Annotated in this window: 15 protein-coding genes; 10 read left to right on the top strand and 5 right to left on the bottom strand. The window is 70.9% G+C overall.

Annotated elements, in window-relative coordinates; genetic code table 11:
* Positions 1 to 53: 53 nt before the first annotated feature.
* The gene (locus tag LI336_RS05125) at positions 54 to 1,505 is read left to right on the top strand and encodes a M20 family metallopeptidase (protein ID WP_227131572.1); all 1,452 of its coding nucleotides are present in this window, start codon (positions 54 to 56) and stop codon (positions 1,503 to 1,505) included.
* Here the strand turns inward: LI336_RS05125 and LI336_RS05130 are convergent.
* On the bottom strand, positions 1,472 to 2,398 hold the full coding sequence (locus tag LI336_RS05130; protein WP_227131573.1) for a carotenoid biosynthesis protein: 927 nt from the start codon (positions 2,396 to 2,398) through the stop codon (positions 1,472 to 1,474). The two genes, LI336_RS05125 and LI336_RS05130, sit on opposite strands and share 34 nt — an antisense overlap.
* Positions 2,399 to 2,527: 129 nt before the next feature.
* Between LI336_RS05130 and LI336_RS05135 the strand changes: the two genes are divergently transcribed.
* Positions 2,528 to 4,051: a carboxypeptidase M32 gene (locus LI336_RS05135; RefSeq protein ID WP_227131574.1), complete on the top strand. Its 1,524-nt coding sequence runs from the start codon at positions 2,528 to 2,530 to the stop codon at positions 4,049 to 4,051.
* Between the two features lie 202 nt (positions 4,052 to 4,253).
* Here the strand turns inward: LI336_RS05135 and katG are convergent, their stop codons facing one another.
* Positions 4,254 to 6,392 (bottom strand): catalase/peroxidase HPI, encoded by a 2,139-nt coding sequence (katG, locus tag LI336_RS05140; RefSeq protein WP_227131575.1) that lies wholly within the window; start codon positions 6,390 to 6,392, stop codon positions 4,254 to 4,256.
* Positions 6,393 to 6,613: 221 nt separating this feature from the next.
* On the opposite strand from katG, the gene LI336_RS05145 reads away from it, so the two are divergent.
* From LI336_RS05145 to LI336_RS05175, 7 genes are all read left to right on the top strand, one after another.
* Positions 6,614 to 7,666 carry a saccharopine dehydrogenase family protein gene (locus LI336_RS05145; protein ID WP_227131576.1) on the top strand — a complete coding sequence of 351 codons (1,053 nt, stop codon included), beginning with the start codon at positions 6,614 to 6,616 and terminating at the stop codon, positions 7,664 to 7,666.
* 239 nt (positions 7,667 to 7,905) lie between these two features.
* Entirely contained in the window at positions 7,906 to 9,348 is a 1,443-nt protein-coding gene (locus LI336_RS05150; RefSeq protein ID WP_227131577.1) for a bifunctional metallophosphatase/5'-nucleotidase, read from the top strand.
* Positions 9,349 to 9,385: 37 nt separating this feature from the next.
* Complete coding sequence (locus tag LI336_RS05155; RefSeq protein ID WP_227131578.1) at positions 9,386 to 9,916, top strand: hypothetical protein; 531 nt, start codon at positions 9,386 to 9,388, stop codon at positions 9,914 to 9,916.
* 56 nt (positions 9,917 to 9,972) lie between these two features.
* A complete protein-coding gene (locus LI336_RS05160; RefSeq protein WP_227131579.1) occupies positions 9,973 to 10,845 on the top strand; it encodes a hypothetical protein in 873 nt (290 codons plus the stop codon).
* Positions 10,846 to 10,888: 43 nt separating this feature from the next.
* A complete protein-coding gene (locus tag LI336_RS05165; RefSeq protein WP_227131580.1) occupies positions 10,889 to 11,500 on the top strand; it encodes a hypothetical protein in 612 nt (203 codons plus the stop codon).
* The gene (locus LI336_RS05170) at positions 11,500 to 12,336 is read left to right on the top strand and encodes a hypothetical protein (protein WP_227131581.1); all 837 of its coding nucleotides are present in this window, start codon (positions 11,500 to 11,502) and stop codon (positions 12,334 to 12,336) included. The genes LI336_RS05165 and LI336_RS05170 overlap by 1 nt, the downstream gene beginning before the upstream one ends.
* Positions 12,337 to 12,494: 158 nt before the next feature.
* Positions 12,495 to 13,721 (top strand): 3-dehydroquinate synthase II, encoded by a 1,227-nt coding sequence (locus tag LI336_RS05175; RefSeq protein ID WP_227131582.1) that lies wholly within the window; start codon positions 12,495 to 12,497, stop codon positions 13,719 to 13,721.
* A gap of 43 nt (positions 13,722 to 13,764) precedes the next feature.
* Here the strand turns inward: LI336_RS05175 and LI336_RS05180 are convergent, their stop codons facing one another.
* Both LI336_RS05180 and LI336_RS05185 read right to left on the bottom strand, forming a co-directional pair.
* On the bottom strand, positions 13,765 to 14,172 hold the full coding sequence (locus tag LI336_RS05180; RefSeq protein WP_227131583.1) for a DUF7575 domain-containing protein: 408 nt from the start codon (positions 14,170 to 14,172) through the stop codon (positions 13,765 to 13,767).
* A gap of 163 nt (positions 14,173 to 14,335) precedes the next feature.
* Positions 14,336 to 15,088: a type I 3-dehydroquinate dehydratase gene (locus LI336_RS05185; protein ID WP_227131584.1), complete on the bottom strand. Its 753-nt coding sequence runs from the start codon at positions 15,086 to 15,088 to the stop codon at positions 14,336 to 14,338.
* A 135-nt stretch (positions 15,089 to 15,223) separates the two neighbouring features.
* Between LI336_RS05185 and LI336_RS05190 the strand changes: the two genes are divergently transcribed.
* On the top strand, positions 15,224 to 15,754 hold the full coding sequence (locus LI336_RS05190; protein ID WP_227131585.1) for a GNAT family N-acetyltransferase: 531 nt from the start codon (positions 15,224 to 15,226) through the stop codon (positions 15,752 to 15,754).
* A gap of 90 nt (positions 15,755 to 15,844) precedes the next feature.
* Here the strand turns inward: LI336_RS05190 and LI336_RS05195 are convergent, their stop codons facing one another.
* Positions 15,845 to 16,807, bottom strand: coding sequence for a transcription initiation factor IIB (locus LI336_RS05195; protein WP_227131586.1), 963 nt, complete (start codon positions 16,805 to 16,807; stop codon positions 15,845 to 15,847).
* Positions 16,808 to 16,857: the final 50 nt, after the last annotated feature.

The raw sequence follows: 16,857 nt of genomic DNA on the forward strand, positions 1-16,857 counted from the left end.
TGGTTGCGAGAGCGCGGAGAAACCTCTTGTGGAGTCACCGCACAGTCAACGGCATGGACGACGCGAACGACGGTGACAACGTTGGCGGGAGCGAGCGACAGGGCGGCGCTGGCGGGAGCGGGCGACAGGGCGGCGCTGGTGGGAGCGGGCGACAGGGCGGCGCTGGCGGGAGCGGGCGACAGGGCGGCGCTGGCGGGAGCGGGCGACAGGGCGACGCTGGTGGGAGCGGGCGACAGGGCGGCGCTGGTGGGAGCGGGCGACAGGGCGACGCTGGTGGGAGCGAGCGACAGGGCGACACTGGTGGGAGCGAGCGAGACGGCGCCGGCAGCGAGGTCGTCGAGTTGACGCGCGAACTGGTCTCGGTCCCGGTGGCGGACGCGGAGTCGGTCGCGGGCGACCGCATCGAGGCGTGGTTGCGCGAGCACGCGCCCGGTGTCGTACTCCGCGACGACCACGGGAACGTGTTCGCGCGGCGAACGCCCGGCGGCACGTTTGACGCGAGCCACGTCGACGACCTCGCGGACGCGGGCGACGTGACCGCGAGCGACCGCCAGACGCTCGCGTTCGTCGGCCACCACGACGTCGTCGACCCCGCGGACTCGCAGGTCGACGACGAGGGCACGATGACGTGCGAGGTCGACGACGATGATGGCGACGGCGACCGACACGTCCACGGTCGTGGGACGGCGGACATGAAGGGCGCGGTGGCGGCGGCGATGCTCGCGTTCCGCGACGCGGACCTCGACGCAGGCGGCGCGGACGCGCACGACCTGGTGTTCGCGTCGTTCGTCGGCGAGGAGGTCGGCGGCGAGGGCTGTCGGGCGGCCATCGACGACGGGTTCGCGCCGACGTGGGCGGTCGTCGGCGAGGGGTCGACGGGGTACTCGGCGCCCGGGGTGACGGACGTCGCGGTCGCGCACAAGGGCCGACGTGCGGTGACCGTTCGCGCGACGGGGGCGGCGGCGCACGCGAGCGAACCCGACGCAGGCGAGAACGCCATCTATCGGGCGACGGACGCAGTGGACGTCCTCCGGGACCTCCCGTGGCCGACCGTCGACGTCGCGGGCGAGACGGTGTCGGGGAGCGTCGTCGTCACCGAGATAGCGGGCGGGAGCGCGTGGAACGTCGTCCCCGACACCTGCGAGGTGACCGTCGACGAACGCACCGTCCCCGGCGAGCGCGCCGCCGTCGAGCGCGTCGAGGCCGTCGACGGCGTCTCCGTGACGGTCGACCAGGACCTCCCGCCGATGCGCTGTGACGACGACGCGTTCGCGGACGCCGTGCTCGCCGCCGCCGACAGCGTCCAGAACGAGTCGCCCGAGCACGTCTCGAAGCCCCACGCGACCGACGCCGGCTGGCTCGACGACCGCGCCGGCGTCGAGTGCGTGGTCTGTGGCGTCGCCGAACCCGGCGAAGCGCACACCGACGCCGAGAGCGCGAGCGTCGCCGTCCTCGAGCGCTGCCGACGGCTCTACGAGCGGGTCGCCGCGTCATCGGTCTCCTGACTCGGGTCGCGGTCCTCGCCCGCGCCGCGGTCCCCCGCGAGCGCCGGGACCACGTGGAGCGCGGCCGCGACGGCGAGCATCGCGAGGCTCACCGCGAGCAGGACCGGCTCCTCGCGGTGAACGTCCAGCCAGAGGAGCGCGCCGAGGAAGTAGAGGTGCGTCAGGGACACCGCGGCCGACGGGAGCGCGGCCGGCTGTCGAAGCACGAGGTCGGTCCTCGCGACGGCGACCGCGGCGACCGCGACGCAGGCGACGAGCACGGCGGTCTTCCGCCAGACGACGCCGACCGCGACCGCCTCGAACGCCACCATCGCGAGGTAGATGAGCGCGCTCGCGGCGACGAGCGTGACCGCGGCCGCGACCGCTCGCCCCCGGAGGACCGTCCGCGTCGTCGCGCCCGGCGCTCGCACGTCGGTCCGCGCGACGGCCGCGTCGTAGACGACGACGAACAGGAATCCGACGGCGAACCACCCGAAGAAGTTCCCGATCGGGACCCCGAAGTACGCGCCCGCCGGCGTCCACGTCCAGAACCCGACCGGCTCGAACCGGATGGCGATCGCGTCCAGCGCCAGGTCGACGTGGAGGACGAACAGGCCGACGAACGCCGCTCGCGTCGGGTGCCCCACGGCCATGCGGCGCGCGGCGTCGTAGCCCGCGTACAGGACGACGCTCCACCCGAGCCCGATGGCTATCGGGATGCCGGCGACGTCGAGGAAGCGCGCGGCGGGGTACGTGTAGTTCTCGAACCCGACGACGACGAGTTTCTCGAGGACGAGCCCGTAGACGACCGACGTGGCGAAGAACGGGAGGTCGCTGGTCCGGTACGCGTGCACGCCGCAGAGGCTCGCGGCGACGAGCGCGAGCACCTCGAAGCTCGCGTACGGCGAGAGCATACCGGGAACCACGACGGAGTGGTTGATAAGTCACGGGGTCGGTGAACCCGGCGGCGTCGCGGACGCTATCACGCTGTCGTCGCTCCGGAAACCGTGGTTTCTTGACCGGACGACGGCAACTATTTCCCGATGGCTACAGACGCTTCTGCGGCGACGGAGACGCCGGCGGTGTACGACGAGTTCCTGGAGACGGTGCAGCGATACAAGAACCTCGGGTACGCGGGCCAGGTGTTGTCCTGGGACCAGGAGGTCATGATGCCCGAGAGCGGGACGCCCGCTCGCTCCCGGCAGACCGCGGCGTTGTCCGCCGTGAGCCACGAGATACTGACGAGCGACGAGCTCGGCGAGCAGCTCGACGCGCTCGCCGACGTCGACCTGACCGACGAGCAGCAGGCGGTCGTCCGCGAGATATCGCGGGAGCGGGAGCGTGCGACCAGCGTTCCGACCGAGCTCGTCGAGGAGATCTCCCAGAAGACGAGTGAGGCGCATCCGACGTGGAAGGGGGCGAAGGAGGCCGACGATTTCTCGACGTTCGCGCCCGCACTCGAGGAGCTCGTCGAGCTGAAGCGCGAGTACGCCGAGCACATCGCGCCCGACCAGGACCCCTACGAGACGCTGTTCGAGGAGTACGAGCCGTACCTCGGGCTGGATACCGCAGAGCGCGTTCTGGAGCGGCTCAAGGAGGAGCTCCCGCCGCTCATCGACGATATTCGGGAGAGCGACGCCGACCTCGCACTCGATTCGTTCGACGGGACGTACGACGCGGACGACCAGCTGGAGTTCGTGCGCGCGGTCCTGGACGAACTCGGGTACGACTGGGACCGCGGCCGGCTCGACGAGGCGCCGCACCCGTTCTCGTCGGGAACGCAGTTCGACGCGCGCGTCACCACCCGCTTCGACGAAGCGGACCCGCTGGGCGCGGCGTACTCGACGGTTCACGAGTTCGGGCACGCGACGTACACGCTCGGCCTCCCGGACGAACACTACGGGACGCCCCTCGGTGAAGCCCGCGACCTGACCGTGCACGAGTCCCAGAGTCGCCTCTGGGAGAACCACGTCGGGCGCTCGAAGGCGTTCTGGCAGCACTTCCTCCCGGTCCTCAAGGACCACTTCGACGACCTGGACGACGTGACCGTCGAGGACGCCTACGAGGCGGCGAACCAGGTGTACGAGGACAACCTCATCCGCGTCGAAGCGGACGAGCTCACGTACCACATGCACATCGTGGTACGGTTCGAGATCGAGCGCGACCTCATCAGCGGCGACCTCGACGTCGAGGACGTCCCGGAGGCGTGGAACGACAAGTACGAGCAGTACCTCGGCATCCGCCCCGAGACCGACGCCGAAGGCTGCCTGCAGGACATCCACTGGAGTCACGGCAGCTTCGGGTACTTCTCGACGTACTCGCTCGGGTCGGTGCTGGCCAGCCAGCTGTACGCCGCCGCGGAGGACGACGTCGACGACCTGGACGCGAAGCTCCGCGAAGGCGAGTTCGACCCGCTCATGGAGTGGCTGAACGAGCACGTCCACGGCCACGGGAAGCGCTACGAGACCGACGACCTCGTCCGCGAGGCGACCGGTGAATCCTACACCGCGGACTACTTCCTCGACTACGTCACCGAGAAGTACGGCGCGCTCTACGACCTCGACTGACCGCGACACGACACGCTCGTTCCTTCGCAACCGCATCCGCGTCTCGCGACTGTCTCTTTTTCTCGCACCTGCATCCGCGTCTCGCGACTGCATCTGCTTCTCGTTGGCGAGTACACGTCTCTTGTGACCGGAAAGAAAACGCGGAGATAGAGAGAGCGGTTCGCGAGCGACCGAGGTCCGTCCGCAGTGGTCGTGCTCGTCGTTATTCGAGGTCGAAGCGGTCGTTCGTCATGACCTTGTGCCAGGCGTCGACGAAGTCCTGGACGAGCTTCTCCTCGCCGTCGTCGGCCGCGTAGACCTCGGCGACCGTGCGGAGCCGCGAGTTCGACCCGAAGACGAGGTCGAAGCGCGTCGCCTCGTACTCGAGGTCGCCGCTCTCGCGGTCGTACCCCTCGAAGACCTCCTTCGCGTCCGACGTCGGCTCCCACTCGAGGTCCATCCCGAGCAGGGTCGTGAAGAAGTCGTTCGTGAGCGTCCCCGGGTCGTCAGTGAACACGCCGCGGTCGGTGTCGTCGTAGGTCGCGCCGAGCGCGCGCAGGCCGCCGACGAGCACCGTCATCTCGGGTGCGGTGAGGTTCAGGAGCTCCGCCTTGTCCACGAGGACCTCCTCGTGGCGTCGGTCGAGGTCCTCGCCGAGATAGTTCCGGAAGCCGTCCGCCTCCGGTTCCAGCGCTTCGAAGGAGTCGACGTCCGTCTGGTCCTCCGAGGCGTCCACGCGGCCCGGTTCGAACGGGACCTCGACGTCGTAGCCGGCGTCAGCAGCCGCCTGTTCGATGGCCGCGCTCCCGCCGAGCACGACGAGGTCGGCGAGCGACACGCGCGTGCCGTCCGACCGCGATTCGTTGAACGTCGTCTGGATGCCTTCGAGCGTCTCGAGGGCGTCTTCGAGCGCCGCCGGCTCGTTGACGTCCCAGCTCCGCTGGGGTTCCAGGCGGACGCGAGCGCCGTTCGCGCCACCGCGCTTGTCGCTGTCGCGGTACGAGGACGCCGCCGCCCACGCCGTCTTGACGAGCTCGCTCCGCGAGAGGTCCGACTCGAGGAGTTCCGACTTCAGTTCCGCGACCGCGTCGTCGTCGACGAGCTCGTAGTCGCGGTCCGGGAGCGGGTCCTGCCAGAGCATGTCCTCCTCGGGAACCTCCGGACCGAGGAACCGCTCCGGCGGCCCCATGTCGCGGTGAGTCAGTTTGTACCACGCCTTCGCGAACGCCATCCCGAACGCCATCGGGTTGTCCTGGAACTCCTCGAGGACCTCGCGGTAGTCGGGGTCGCGCTTCAGCGCGATGTCCGTCGTCAGCATCATCGGGGTCTCCGGGTCGTCGCCGTGCGCGGGGTCGGCGCTCCCGTGCAGGGACTCGTCGGTCGGCGTCCACTGCCACGCGCCACCGGGACCCTTCTCGGGTTCCCACTCGTAGTCGAGGAGGTTGTCGACGTACTCGAGGTCCCAGTTGATGGGCGACTGCGTCCACGGGCCCTCGATACCGCTCGTGATGGTGTCACCACCTTTCCCGGATTCGTAGTCGCTCTCCCAGCCGAGCGCCTGCTTCTCCATGGGTGCGGCCTCGGGTTCCGGGCCGACGTGCTCGTCGGGGTCGGCCGCGCCGTGGACCTTCCCGAACGTGTGTCCGCCGGCGATGAGCGCGGTCGTCTCCTCGTCGTTCATCGCCATCCGACTGAACGACTCGCGGATGTTCTTCGCCGACAGGTCCGGGTCAGGGTTCCCGTCGGGGCCCTCGGGGTTCACGTAGATGAGACCCATCACGGTCGCACCGAGGTCACCGCTGATCTGGCCGGGTTCGGGGACGCGCTCGGACGCCTCCATCTCGGTCTCCGGCCCCCAGTCGACGGACTCGTCGGGTGCGAACGCGTCCTCGCGTCCGCCAGCGAACCCGAACGTCTTCGCGCCCATCGACTCGATGGCGACGTTCCCTGCGAGGATCATGAGGTCCGCCCACGACAGGCTCCGGCCGTACTTCTTCTTCACGGGCCACAGCAGGCGTCGGGCCTTGTCGAGGTTCGCGTTGTCCGGCCACGAGTTCAGTGGCGGCAGGCGCTGCATGCCCTCGGCGGCGCCGCCGCGGCCGTCGCTCGTTCGGTATGTGCCGGCGCTATGCCACGCCATCCGGATGAACAGCGGCCCGTAGTGGCCGTAGTCCGCCGGCCACCAGTCCTGGGACGTCGTCATGACGTCCTCGATGTCGTCCTTGACGGCGTCGAGGTCCAGCGACTGGAAGGCCTCGGCGTAGTCGAAGTCCTCGCCCATCGGGTCGACGTCGCGCGCGTTCTGGTCGAGGATGTCCACTTCCAACTGCTCGGGCCACCAATCGCGGTTTCGCATTCTCATCGTCGTGGACTAATCGCCTGGGCGTATTAACAGTGTTCCAGTCGGGAACGAATGTTCGCGTCACGCGAATCGAGATGAGGGACTCGTGAACTTTTGTTACCGCGTCGCAGGGCGTGCGTCGTCGACGTCGGTCGGCGTCACGACCGCGACCCGATAAATCCGAGTTCGCTCGGTTGCGAGTTCACGTAGGCTTTTCCGAGCGGAGCGCGCAGGGGAGGGACATGGCGGAGAACGTCCTCATCTACGGCTCTTACGGGTATACTGGTGCGTTGATCGCGAAGCAGGCGGCGGCGTCGTCGGACCTCGACCCCGTGGTGGCGGGGCGGAACGGCGAGAAGGTCCGCGAGCAGGCCGCGGAACTGGCGCTGGAGAGCGAGGTGTTCAGCGTCGACGACGACGTGGCGGGCGTCGTCGCGGACTTCGACGTGGTTCTGAACTGCGCGGGGCCGTTCTCGGCGACCGCGGAGCCGATGGTGGACGCGTGCATCGAGACGGGGACGCACTACCTGGACATCACGGGCGAGTGGCAGGTGTTCGACGCGCTCGCGAAGCGAAGCGACGAAGCCGAGGACGCGGGCGTCATGCTCCTTCCAGGGACGGGGTTCGACGTGGTGCCGTCGGACTGCCTCGCTGCGCACCTCCACGACAGACTGCCCGAGGCGGAGTCGCTCACGCTCGCACTCGGCGGGATGGGCGGGCTCTCGCGCGGAACGGCGATGACGATGGTGGAGAACTTCGGTGACGACGGCGTCATCCGCGAGAACGGCGAGTTGAAGCGCGTCCCGCAGGCGTTCGACGACCGCGAGTTCGAGTTCTCGCACGGTACCCGGAGCGGGATGACGATCCCGTGGGGGGACGTGGTGACGGCGTATCACTCGACGGGTATCGGGAACGTCCGCGTGTACTCGGAGACGCACCCGGACACCATCAAGCGCATCCGCCAGTTCCGGAAGCTCGCGCCCGTCATCCAGTCCGGGCCCGCGCAGTCGCTCCTGAAGTGGCTCGTCGACCGCCGCATCGACGGCCCGGACGACGAGCAACTCCGCGAGGGCAGCGGCGAGATATACGGCGAGGCCGAGACCGCAGAGGGCGACACCGTCGTGTCGCGCCTCGAGACCCCGAACGGGTACGCGTTGACGCGAGATACCGCGCTCCTGTGTACGCGGAAGGTCCTCGACGGCGACGCCCCCGTCGGCTACCAGACGCCGTCGTCCGCGTACGGGAAGGACCTCGTCCTCGAAGTGGACGGCGTCGAACGAATCGACGTGAGTTAACCGGTCGCACGAGCATACGGCGACCGCCAGGTCGCCGTTTCTCTACTGACTCCTCACGCATACGGCAGCCTCTCGATTCGTCAAACGTACCGAGGCCTCTCGGTTCTTCAGGAATACGCTGACTGTCAGGCCGCCGTTTCGGGGGTCGTGTCCGTGGGGCGGTGGGACGGCGAGTGGGCGTGTGGTGTGGTGTCGTGGGTGCGGTGTGGTGAAGTGGGTGGGGGTGGTGTCGTGTGGGTATGGCGTTGCATCTCCTGCAGTATTCTGACGTCGAGAACGCGTTCGATGAGCCAGTGCGGGTGGCGCGGTTGGCTGGTGGGTTGGTGTCGCGGCGGGACGCGCTCCGGGAGGCGGGCGAGCCGGTGCTGGTGGTTGGGACGGGGGATTCGTTCGGACCGGGGTTGTTGGCGTTGTCGACGCGTGGCGAGCACGCGTTGTCGTTCTTCGAGGCGGTGGGGTCGGTAGCGGAGACGTTGGGGAATCACGACTTCGACCACGGGCCGGGTCGCGCTCGCGAGCTGGTGGGGGCGGCGCCCCAGGAGTACGTGGTGGCGAACGCGTTCGAGGGCGAAGGCGCGGGTGCGAGTCGGTTCGCGGCCGCGGAGACGGTGCCGTGGACGACCGTGGAGGCGGGCGAGTGGACGGTCGGCGTCGTGGGGGTGGCGAGTCCGAAGACGGGGGCGATGGCGCCCGCGGCGTCGGGCCTGGACTTCCGCGAGCCTATGGCGGCGGCTCGGGCGGGGGTGGCGGCGGTCCGCGAGCGTGGCGTGGACGCGACCGTCGTGCTCGCGCACGTCGGCGAGCCGCTCGGCGCCGAGCTGGCGGCGGAGCTGGACGTCGACGCCGTGCTCGACGGGCACACGCACGAGCCGTGCGTGGACGTGGTCGACGGGACGGCGTACGCGCGACCCGGGAACGGCGCTCGGCACTTCGTGCACGCGACGGTCCCCGCGGTCGACGGCGACGACCCCGGCGGCTCGAGCGCGCTCGAGCCGGACCTGGTCGCGACCGCCGACCAGCCGGTGCACGAGTCGCTCCGGGAGACGGTCGCTGACGCGCACACTGACGCGGGATTGGCGGAGGTGGTCGCGACCGTCGACGGCCCCATCGACTGCTCGAAGGCGGCGACGGACCGCGCGGAGAGCCGCGTCGGGAACCTCGTCACGGACGCGTACCGGTGGGCGGCCGACGCGGACGTCGCCGTGATGACGCCCGGTGGCATCCGGACGCGGGACGCGCTCGCGGGCGACGTCACGGTCGGCGACCTCGTCGGGCTCGTGCCGTTCGAGGGCGACCTCGTGACGTGCGAGGTCGACGGCGAGACGCTGCGGGCGGTCCTAGAGCGGACGACGCTGCACGACGCGTTCGAGACGCATCGGAAGTTCGGGCACGTCTCGGGAGCCCAGGTCGTCTGGGACGACGTCGAGCGCGAGTTCCGCGCGATACGCGTCGGCGGCGAGCCCCTGGACGACGCGGCGTCGTATCGCGTCGCCGCGACCGAGTACTTCGTCGTCACCGACCACCTCTACCCGGAGCTCGCCCGGGAGCAGGTCGTCGCCGAGCACGGCGTCCAGTACGACGCCATCGTCGCGTACGCTCGCGAGGTCGGCGTCGGCCCGACCCTCGACGGGCGGGTCGAGCGGCCGCGGATCGGCGACGCGGCGCACGTTCCCGTGGAGTAGCGAGTGGCTTAGGGTCGTCCCGGCCCGAGCGTGCGGTATGTGTGAACGAGCAGCGTGGGGGCGGTGGCGGCCCGCGCTAGCGGTCGCGCTCGTCGTCGCGGCGGCGTGGCTGGCGGTGGCGTTCGTTCCGCACGCGGTCGGTGGCTTCGGTGACGACCCGGTGGTGACCGACCCGGGGCCGCCGCCGTCCGTGGAGGCGTTCCAGGAGGACCCGCGGAAGCGATACCGGAACGAGGTCGCGGACCGCGTGGTGGCGTTCGCGCCGGTTGTGATGCCGGTCGTGGGAGCGCTCGCGGCGTTCGCTGCGGTCGGTTCGCGAGGGCGGTCGTCGTGGCCGGTGCCTGCCCGCGTGGCGGTCGGTGCGTTCGTCGGTGCCGTCGTCGGGTACGGTGCGTTCGTCGCGGTCGTGACGCAGGCGTACGCCGCGGTCCCGGGCGGGTACCTCGTGGCGTCGTATCCGCCGACGATATCGGTCGCGAGCGTCCTCGCGAACGCGCTCGGGACGAGCGCGCCGACGGCGGTCGCGGCGTTCCTGGCGGGGGTCGCCGCGGCGTGCACCTCCAGGTAGCGCGTCGCGGACTCGCACGGAGAAAGCTTTTGCCGGGGGCACCGTAGCACTGCGACATGAGCGGACGCGACGACGACACGTTCGACGTCGACGACCTCCGAGTGGCGGGCGGGCGTGCCGCGAACGGCCTCCGGGCCCGGCCCGTGATCGTTGGCGTGGCGCTCGCGGTCGTGGCGGTCGCCGTTGCGCTCGCGTTCGTCCCGCACGCGCTCGGCGCGGTCGGTGCGGACGCCGTCGACACCGGGAGTGGCCCGACGCCGGACCCCGAGTCGGCGGACGGCGCGCGCCAGCGCTACCAGAACTACCTGACGAACCTCGCGTTCCTGTTCGCGCCGACGCTCCTGCCGGTGGTCGCCGTCGGCGTCGCGTTCGCGGGCGCGGTCCGCGCTCGCGGCACGCGATGGACCCGAGTCGGGTCGGTCGTCCTCGGTTCAGCGGTCGGTATCGCGGTGGGGTACGTCGCGTTCGTCGCGGTCGGCCACCTCGCGTACGGCGAGGCGGCGGAGGGCTACATCGTCGAGCAGTTCCCGGTGTCGCTCCGGTTCGGTGCCATCGCGACGAACGCGCTCGCGCTCGCCGCGGTCACCGCCGTCGGGAGCGCGCTCGCGGGCGTCGCCGGAACGCTCGTCGAACCCGACCCGGGCGGGCGTCTCGTCAGTGACGACGAAACCGACGTCACCGAGGACGCCGAGGTCGCGTCCGGCGGGGAAGCCGACCCCGACGGGGACGCCTCCGGGGCCACCCGCAACGACGGCGACGGGAGCAGCGAGCGCCCCGAGCGCGTCCCCGCTGACGACGCGTCCGCGGACGGGAGCGGGCCGGCGAGCGACTACCGCGAGACCGGGCCGGGGCGCAGCAGTGGGTCCCACACGCCGACGTACGACCCCGACGGACGGAACTGGGACGGCACCGGCGACGACGGCGACTGACCGACGCGGAACGCTTTTGCCGACGGCATTCGCGCGTTCGGACATGTCTGGAGGATTGGAAGGCGCGGTGTCGGTCGGCCCTTTGGACGTCGGCCGCGGGACGCTCGCGGTCGCGGCGGCGACGGTCGCCGCCGGCGTCACGGTCGCACTCGTCCCCTTCACGTCCGGCTTGGTGTTGACGCCGCCCGTCGAGACCCCGGGCGTCGTGGGCGACGTCGTCGCGGACCGCGACCCCGCGGCTCGCCGGTTGTTCTACGTGTACGTCCTCGCGTACGACGGCGTCGAGAGCGCACCGCTGTTCCTCGCGGCGTTCGCGATGGTCGCCGCCGCCGGCGTCCGCACCGCTGGCGGGGGCGAGCGCGCCACTGGCGGGAGCGGCCGCGCCGTCGCCAGCGCCATGATCGGCGGCCAAGTCCCGAGGCCGGTCGTGCTCGCGTTCGCGGCGGGCGTCGCCGTCGCCGTCGGGTACGTGCTCGTCGGAACCGTCGCGCCCGCGGTCCTCCCGCCCATCGAACTCGGCGGTGGTCGGACGGAGACCATGCTGAGTGACGTCGGTGCACTCTCCGTGAACGCCGTCGTGGTCGCGGTCGTCACCGCCGTCGGCACGGCCGTCGTCGCTCTCGCAGCCGACGCTCCCACGGAGGGCGAGAGCTGATGGCGGACGGACGCCTGCGTCGAGTGGTCCGTCGCGGCCCCGGAGTCGTGGACGACGTCGTCGCGTGGCGACTCTCGCTCCTGCTCGTCGCGCTCCTCGTCGTCACCGGACTGGTCGTCGGCGCGCTCCCGCACGCGCTCGGCACCGTCGGCGGCGACCCCGTCGACACGAACGACGAGCCGGTCCAGGAGTCCGTGGAGGACGCCCAGCAGCGCTACCAGAACCAGGTCACGGGGACCGCGCTCGGCGAGGGCCCGTGGGTGTTGCTGTTCGTCGCGCTCGCGGCGGGTTTCGTCGCCGCGACGCGGTCCCCGTCGGCGGCGTCGCGACGCAGCGTGGTCGCTGCGGCGTCGGTCGGCGTCGCCGTCGGGACCGCCCTCGGGTACGTCGCGCTCGTCGGGCTCGGGCACCTCGCGTACGCCCCGACCGAGAACGGCTACCTCGTCCGGTCCGGCCCGGTGGTCCTCCGGACGTGGACGATGGCGGGGAACGCGCTCGGGTTCGCGGTCCCGGCGGCCGTCGGGAGTGCGCTCACCGCGACCGCCGGCCGGCTCGCCGTACGACCCGGCGACGACTTCGACCCCGACCACGACGCCGAGGACGGCGCGGAACCGTCCGGCGACGCGTCCGAGGGGACCGACGACGCCGTCGGAGGGGCCGACGATCCGGCACGCTCGACCGCGGACGACGGACCGGACGCAGTATCCCTGGACGAGACCGCCCCCAGTGGCGTACCGGCGTACGACCCCGAAGCGCGCGACTGGGACGGCTCGGCCCCCGACGAGCAGGACGGCAAGCCCAGCGTATCCGGCGACGACGCTGACCGCGAGCACTGACGGCCCGGACGACGACGCGGACCGCGAGCACTGACATCCCGGGCGACGACGCGGACCGCGAGCAGTGAGCTCTGCTGCGGACGCACTCGCGGACGCGAACGAGCGGTGGCGTTGACGCATCCGCCACGTTCAAGCGACCGCCCCGAGGAGAGTCGGGCATGACACGCGAAGTCTGGCTGAAGGCCGACGACGAGGTCGGCGACTGGGACGCGCGACGGCGTCGCATCACCGCCGGCCTGGAAGCCGGCGTCGACTGGGTGGTCGTCGACGAAGCGGACGTGGAGCGCGTCCGCGAGCTCGGCGAGGTGAACGTCGCGGCGTTCAGCGCGGCCGGGGACAGCACGCTCGTGGACGACGCCGAGGACAACGGCGTCGACCGCATCGAGGACGCGGAGAGCGACGACGACGAGGAGGGCGAGGACGCCGTCGACGTCGAGGCCGCGGACGCGTACCTCGTCGGGAAGGGCGGGGAAGGCGACGGGACGGTGTCGCTCCCGCCGGACCTCTCCGGGTCCGCGGACCTGTCGACGGTGCGTCGCGGCGCGGCCGACGGCTCGTACGTCGAGATCCGCGGGAAGGAGTACGAGGCGTTCGCGGAGGCCGCCGCCGACGCCGGCGACTACACCGTCGTCGTCGGCGAGGACTGGACGATCATCCCCCTGGAGAACCTCATCGCGCGCATCGGCGACGAGACCACGCTCGTCGCGGGCGTGACGACCGCCGAGGAGGCGCGGACGGCGTTCGAAACGCTCGAACTCGGCGCGGACGCGGTCCTCCTGGATTCTGACGACCCGGACGTCATCCGCGAGACCGTCGAGGAGCGCGACGCGACGGAACGCGAGCACCTCGACCTGTCGTGGGCGGAGGTGACGAGCATCGAGCAGACCGGGAGCGCGGACCGCGTCTGCGTCGACACCGCGTCGCTGATGGACGACGACGAGGGGATGCTCGTCGGGTCGATGAGTCGCGGCCTCGTGTTCGTGCACGCCGAGACCGCGGAGTCGCCGTACGTCGCCTCCCGGCCGTTCCGCGTGAACGCCGGCGCGGTCCACGCGTACGTTCGCACGCCCGACGGCGGCACGAAGTACCTGAGCGAACTCGGGTCGGGCGACGAGGTCCAGCTCGTCGACGCCGACGGCGGCACGCGCGAAGCCGTCGTCGGCCGCGCGAAGATCGAACGCCGCCCGATGTTCCGCGTGGAGCTCGAACGGGACGGCGACCGCTTCGAGACGCTCCTCCAGAACGCCGAGACGATCAAGGTCCACACCCGCGAGGGTCGGACCGCGGTCACGGACCTGGAACCCGGCGACGAACTGCTCGTGTACTACGAGGACACCGCGCGACACTTCGGCGAGGCGGTCGACGAACGCATCATCGAGAAGTAACCGGACGTCCGCGGGCTCGCCGCCAGTCCGGTCGGGAACCGACTCAGTTGTCGGCGGGTTCCTCGAACTCGTACGTGCACCACTGACAGAAGCCGTGCGTGGGCTCGACCTCGCGCCCGCAACGCGGGCACGTCGGCCCTTCGGTGGTCTGGGTGGGGCGCTGGAGCGTCTGGACGTACGCGTCCATCATCGCACCGAACTGGACGACGGTGATGGCGATGGTTCCCCAGTCGGACATGTTCTGGCTGACCGCTTGAGCGTGCGCGAAGAGGCCGTCGAGCGGGACGTCGGCGGTGAGCGCGGACTCCGGGACGAACACGGCGACCGTGGTGATGAAGAGGCCGAGGAAGAAGAGGGCGCGCACCCACCGACGGATGAGGGCCTGGCCGAGCCCCGGCAGGAGCAGCGAGCAGATGCCGACGACGACGGCGCGCACCCGAGTACCGAGCATGCGCCGGCGTTTTCTCGCCGGGGACTTTACCGTTCGGTTTCGCGGAGCCGACGGATTCGGGGTGCTCGAAGCGGCCGGAACCGGCGACGGCGCCGCATCACACTCGGCTTCCGCCGCGAGACGGCGCTCGCATCGACCTTTCGAGAACCGACCCCGGAAGCCGTCATTCGAGCGATTCGACGAGGTCCGCGAGCGTCGCGAGGTCGTACTGGCCGGGCGCCGTCGCGTCGGCCGCGTCGACCGGCGCGTACCCGATCTTCGACCCGTAGACGGGAGCCACCGCACGAGTGTGCCGGCCGACCTCGCCCATCGCCATCGTCGCCACCGGCTCGTCGCGCGCCGCGAACTCCTGCGTGACCGCGAGCACGTCGAGCGCGTCCTCGCGGGACGCCGCGGTGACCGCGAGCTTCGCGACGTCACCGTACTCGAGTCCAGCCTGGAGCGACTCCCGCATCGCGTCCCGCGACGGCGTCCCCTCGAAGTCGTGCGTCGACGCGACCACCGCGACGTCGTTCGCTGCCGTCTCGCCGAGGACGACGTCGACGCCCGGCGCGTCCGCCGCCAGGCTCGCCAGTTCCACGTCGACCGCCTCGACCGCGTCGACGCTCGCCGCCGCGGCGAGCGACTCCAGGCGATTCCGGTCCTCGCTCGCCGTGACCGCATCCTGCTCGCTCGGCGGCACCGCCGGGCCCGCCTCCCCGCCCTCCCACGCGGCTCGGTTCGTCGCGATGACGGGGAGGTCACCGTCGTACTCGGCGAGCGCGGTCACCGACGGCGACACCGCACCCGCCTCCGCCGCCGCATCCACCGCGTCCATCCGATACTCGACCGCGTCCGCGTGCTCCCGCGCCACCGCCGTCTCCGCGTCCGCGAGGTCGTCTGTCGCGGCCGCCAGCACGAACGACTCGAAGTCCATGCCTCGCCTTCGCCGCCACCGCGGAAAAACGTGCGCGAAGCGACAGCGCTTGACTGCGCTCGCACGAACCGCACCCGCCATCACGCCGCGAGGGTCCGGAACCGTTACGGCGACCGTCGGCGTCCTCGGGACGTGATGCAGTTCCGCCCCGGGACCGCCGTCGACCACGACGCGGTGGACGCGCTCCACCGCGCCGCGTTCCCGACCGACGACGAGGCGCGACTCGTCGACGCACTCCGCGAGAGCGACGCCTTCGTCCCCGCGCTCTCCATCGTCGCGGTCGAGGACGACGCGTCCGCCGAGGACGCCACGACCGACCGCGTCCTCGGGCACGTCCTCCTCACCGAGGTCGACGTCGCCGGGACCGACGACGCACTCGCGCTCGCACCCGTCGCCGTCCACCCAGCACGCCAGAACGAAGGTATCGGCACCGCGCTCGTCGAGCACGCACTCGACCGCTGCCGGGACCTCGACTACGCGGTCGTCGTCCTCCACGGCGACCTCGCGTACTACTCGCGCTTCGGGTTCGAACCCGCCACACGGTGGGGACTCCAGAACGCCTTCGACCTGCCCGACGACGACTTCCAGGCACTCGCACTCCTCGACGACGTCGACGACGACGTCTCGGGAGCCGTCAGCTACCCGACGGCGTTCGACGCGCTTTGAGAACGAACCGGGCGTCCTCGCAGTCGGTCAGGGACCGACCGACGATCCGGAGACGACGGTCTGGAAGCGGCTGTTCGTCCAGCTCCCGGTTCAGGCGAGTCCGAGCGTGTCCTCGGCTTCCAGCAGTTCGTGGTAGCGGTTGCGGATGGTGACCTCGCTGATGTCCGCGACCTCGCTGACCGCGGCCTGCGTCGTCTTCTCGTTCGTGAGGAGGCTCGCGGCGTAGACGGCGGCGGCGGCGAGGCCGACCGGGGACTTCCCGGAGTGGACGCCCTTCTCCTTCGCGGTCTTCAGGAGCGAGCGCGCGCGGTGCTCGGCCTCGTCGCTGAGTTCGAGACCGCTCGCGAACCGCGGCACGTAGCTCTCGGGGTCCGCGGGCTTGACCTGCAGGCCGAGTTCGCGGACGACGTACCGGTACGTGCGAGCGACCTCGTTCTTCTCGACGCGGGAGACCTCGCTGATCTCGTCGAGACTGCGCGGGACGCCAGCCTGGCGCGCGGCAGCGTACACCGAGGACGTCGCGACGCCCTCGATGGAGCGACCGGGCAGGAGGTCCTCGTCGAGCGCACGACGGTAGATGACGGAGGCGGTCTCGCGGACGTTGTCCGGGAGGCCGAGCGCCGACGCCATCCGGTCGATCTCGCCGAGCGCCTGCTTGAGGTTCCGTTCCTTCGAGTCGCGGGTGCGGAAGCGCTCGTTCCACTTGCGGAGGCGCTGCATCTTCTCGCGCTGCCGGGAGTCCAGCGAGTTGCCGTAGGCGTCCTTGTCGCGCCAGTCGATGTTCGTCGACAGGCCCTTGTCGTGCATCGTGTTCGTCGTCGGGGCGCCGACGCGGGACTTCTCGTTCTTCTCCTGGGCGTCGAACGCACGCCACTCGGGGCCGCGGTCGACCTCGTCGGTGTCGACGACGAGCCCGCACATGTTGCAGACGGTCTCCTGGCCGTCCTGGATGACGTCACCGTTGCATTCCGGGCAGGTTACCTCGTCGCCCTCTTGTTTCTCGTCCTCGGTGCTCGCGACTCGCGTTCGGGTTCGTGTTCGTGCGTCGGTCATGGTTGGTGCGAAGGCGGGGGCTACCGGGGGTGGGAGCGGCCGAAGGTGAA

The organism is Halorubellus salinus (genome assembly GCF_020567525.1).
Classification (GTDB): domain Archaea; phylum Halobacteriota; class Halobacteria; order Halobacteriales; family Natrialbaceae; genus Halorubellus; species Halorubellus salinus.

Excerpts from the sequence above, each read along its gene's own strand:
- LI336_RS05125 (WP_227131572.1), top strand. The coding sequence starts at position 54 with ATGGACGACGCGAACGACGGTGACAACGTTGGCGGGAGCGAGCGACAG.
- LI336_RS05130 (WP_227131573.1), bottom strand. The coding sequence starts at position 2,398 with ATGCTCTCGCCGTACGCGAGCTTCGAGGTGCTCGCGCTCGTCGCCGCG.
- LI336_RS05135 (WP_227131574.1), top strand. The coding sequence starts at position 2,528 with ATGGCTACAGACGCTTCTGCGGCGACGGAGACGCCGGCGGTGTACGAC.
- katG (WP_227131575.1), bottom strand. The coding sequence starts at position 6,392 with ATGAGAATGCGAAACCGCGATTGGTGGCCCGAGCAGTTGGAAGTGGAC.
- LI336_RS05145 (WP_227131576.1), top strand. The coding sequence starts at position 6,614 with ATGGCGGAGAACGTCCTCATCTACGGCTCTTACGGGTATACTGGTGCG.
- LI336_RS05150 (WP_227131577.1), top strand. The coding sequence starts at position 7,906 with ATGGCGTTGCATCTCCTGCAGTATTCTGACGTCGAGAACGCGTTCGAT.
- LI336_RS05155 (WP_227131578.1), top strand. The coding sequence starts at position 9,386 with ATGTGTGAACGAGCAGCGTGGGGGCGGTGGCGGCCCGCGCTAGCGGTC.
- LI336_RS05160 (WP_227131579.1), top strand. The coding sequence starts at position 9,973 with ATGAGCGGACGCGACGACGACACGTTCGACGTCGACGACCTCCGAGTG.
- LI336_RS05165 (WP_227131580.1), top strand. The coding sequence starts at position 10,889 with ATGTCTGGAGGATTGGAAGGCGCGGTGTCGGTCGGCCCTTTGGACGTC.
- LI336_RS05170 (WP_227131581.1), top strand. The coding sequence starts at position 11,500 with ATGGCGGACGGACGCCTGCGTCGAGTGGTCCGTCGCGGCCCCGGAGTC.
- LI336_RS05175 (WP_227131582.1), top strand. The coding sequence starts at position 12,495 with ATGACACGCGAAGTCTGGCTGAAGGCCGACGACGAGGTCGGCGACTGG.
- LI336_RS05180 (WP_227131583.1), bottom strand. The coding sequence starts at position 14,172 with ATGCTCGGTACTCGGGTGCGCGCCGTCGTCGTCGGCATCTGCTCGCTG.
- LI336_RS05185 (WP_227131584.1), bottom strand. The coding sequence starts at position 15,088 with ATGGACTTCGAGTCGTTCGTGCTGGCGGCCGCGACAGACGACCTCGCG.
- LI336_RS05190 (WP_227131585.1), top strand. The coding sequence starts at position 15,224 with ATGCAGTTCCGCCCCGGGACCGCCGTCGACCACGACGCGGTGGACGCG.
- LI336_RS05195 (WP_227131586.1), bottom strand. The coding sequence starts at position 16,807 with ATGACCGACGCACGAACACGAACCCGAACGCGAGTCGCGAGCACCGAG.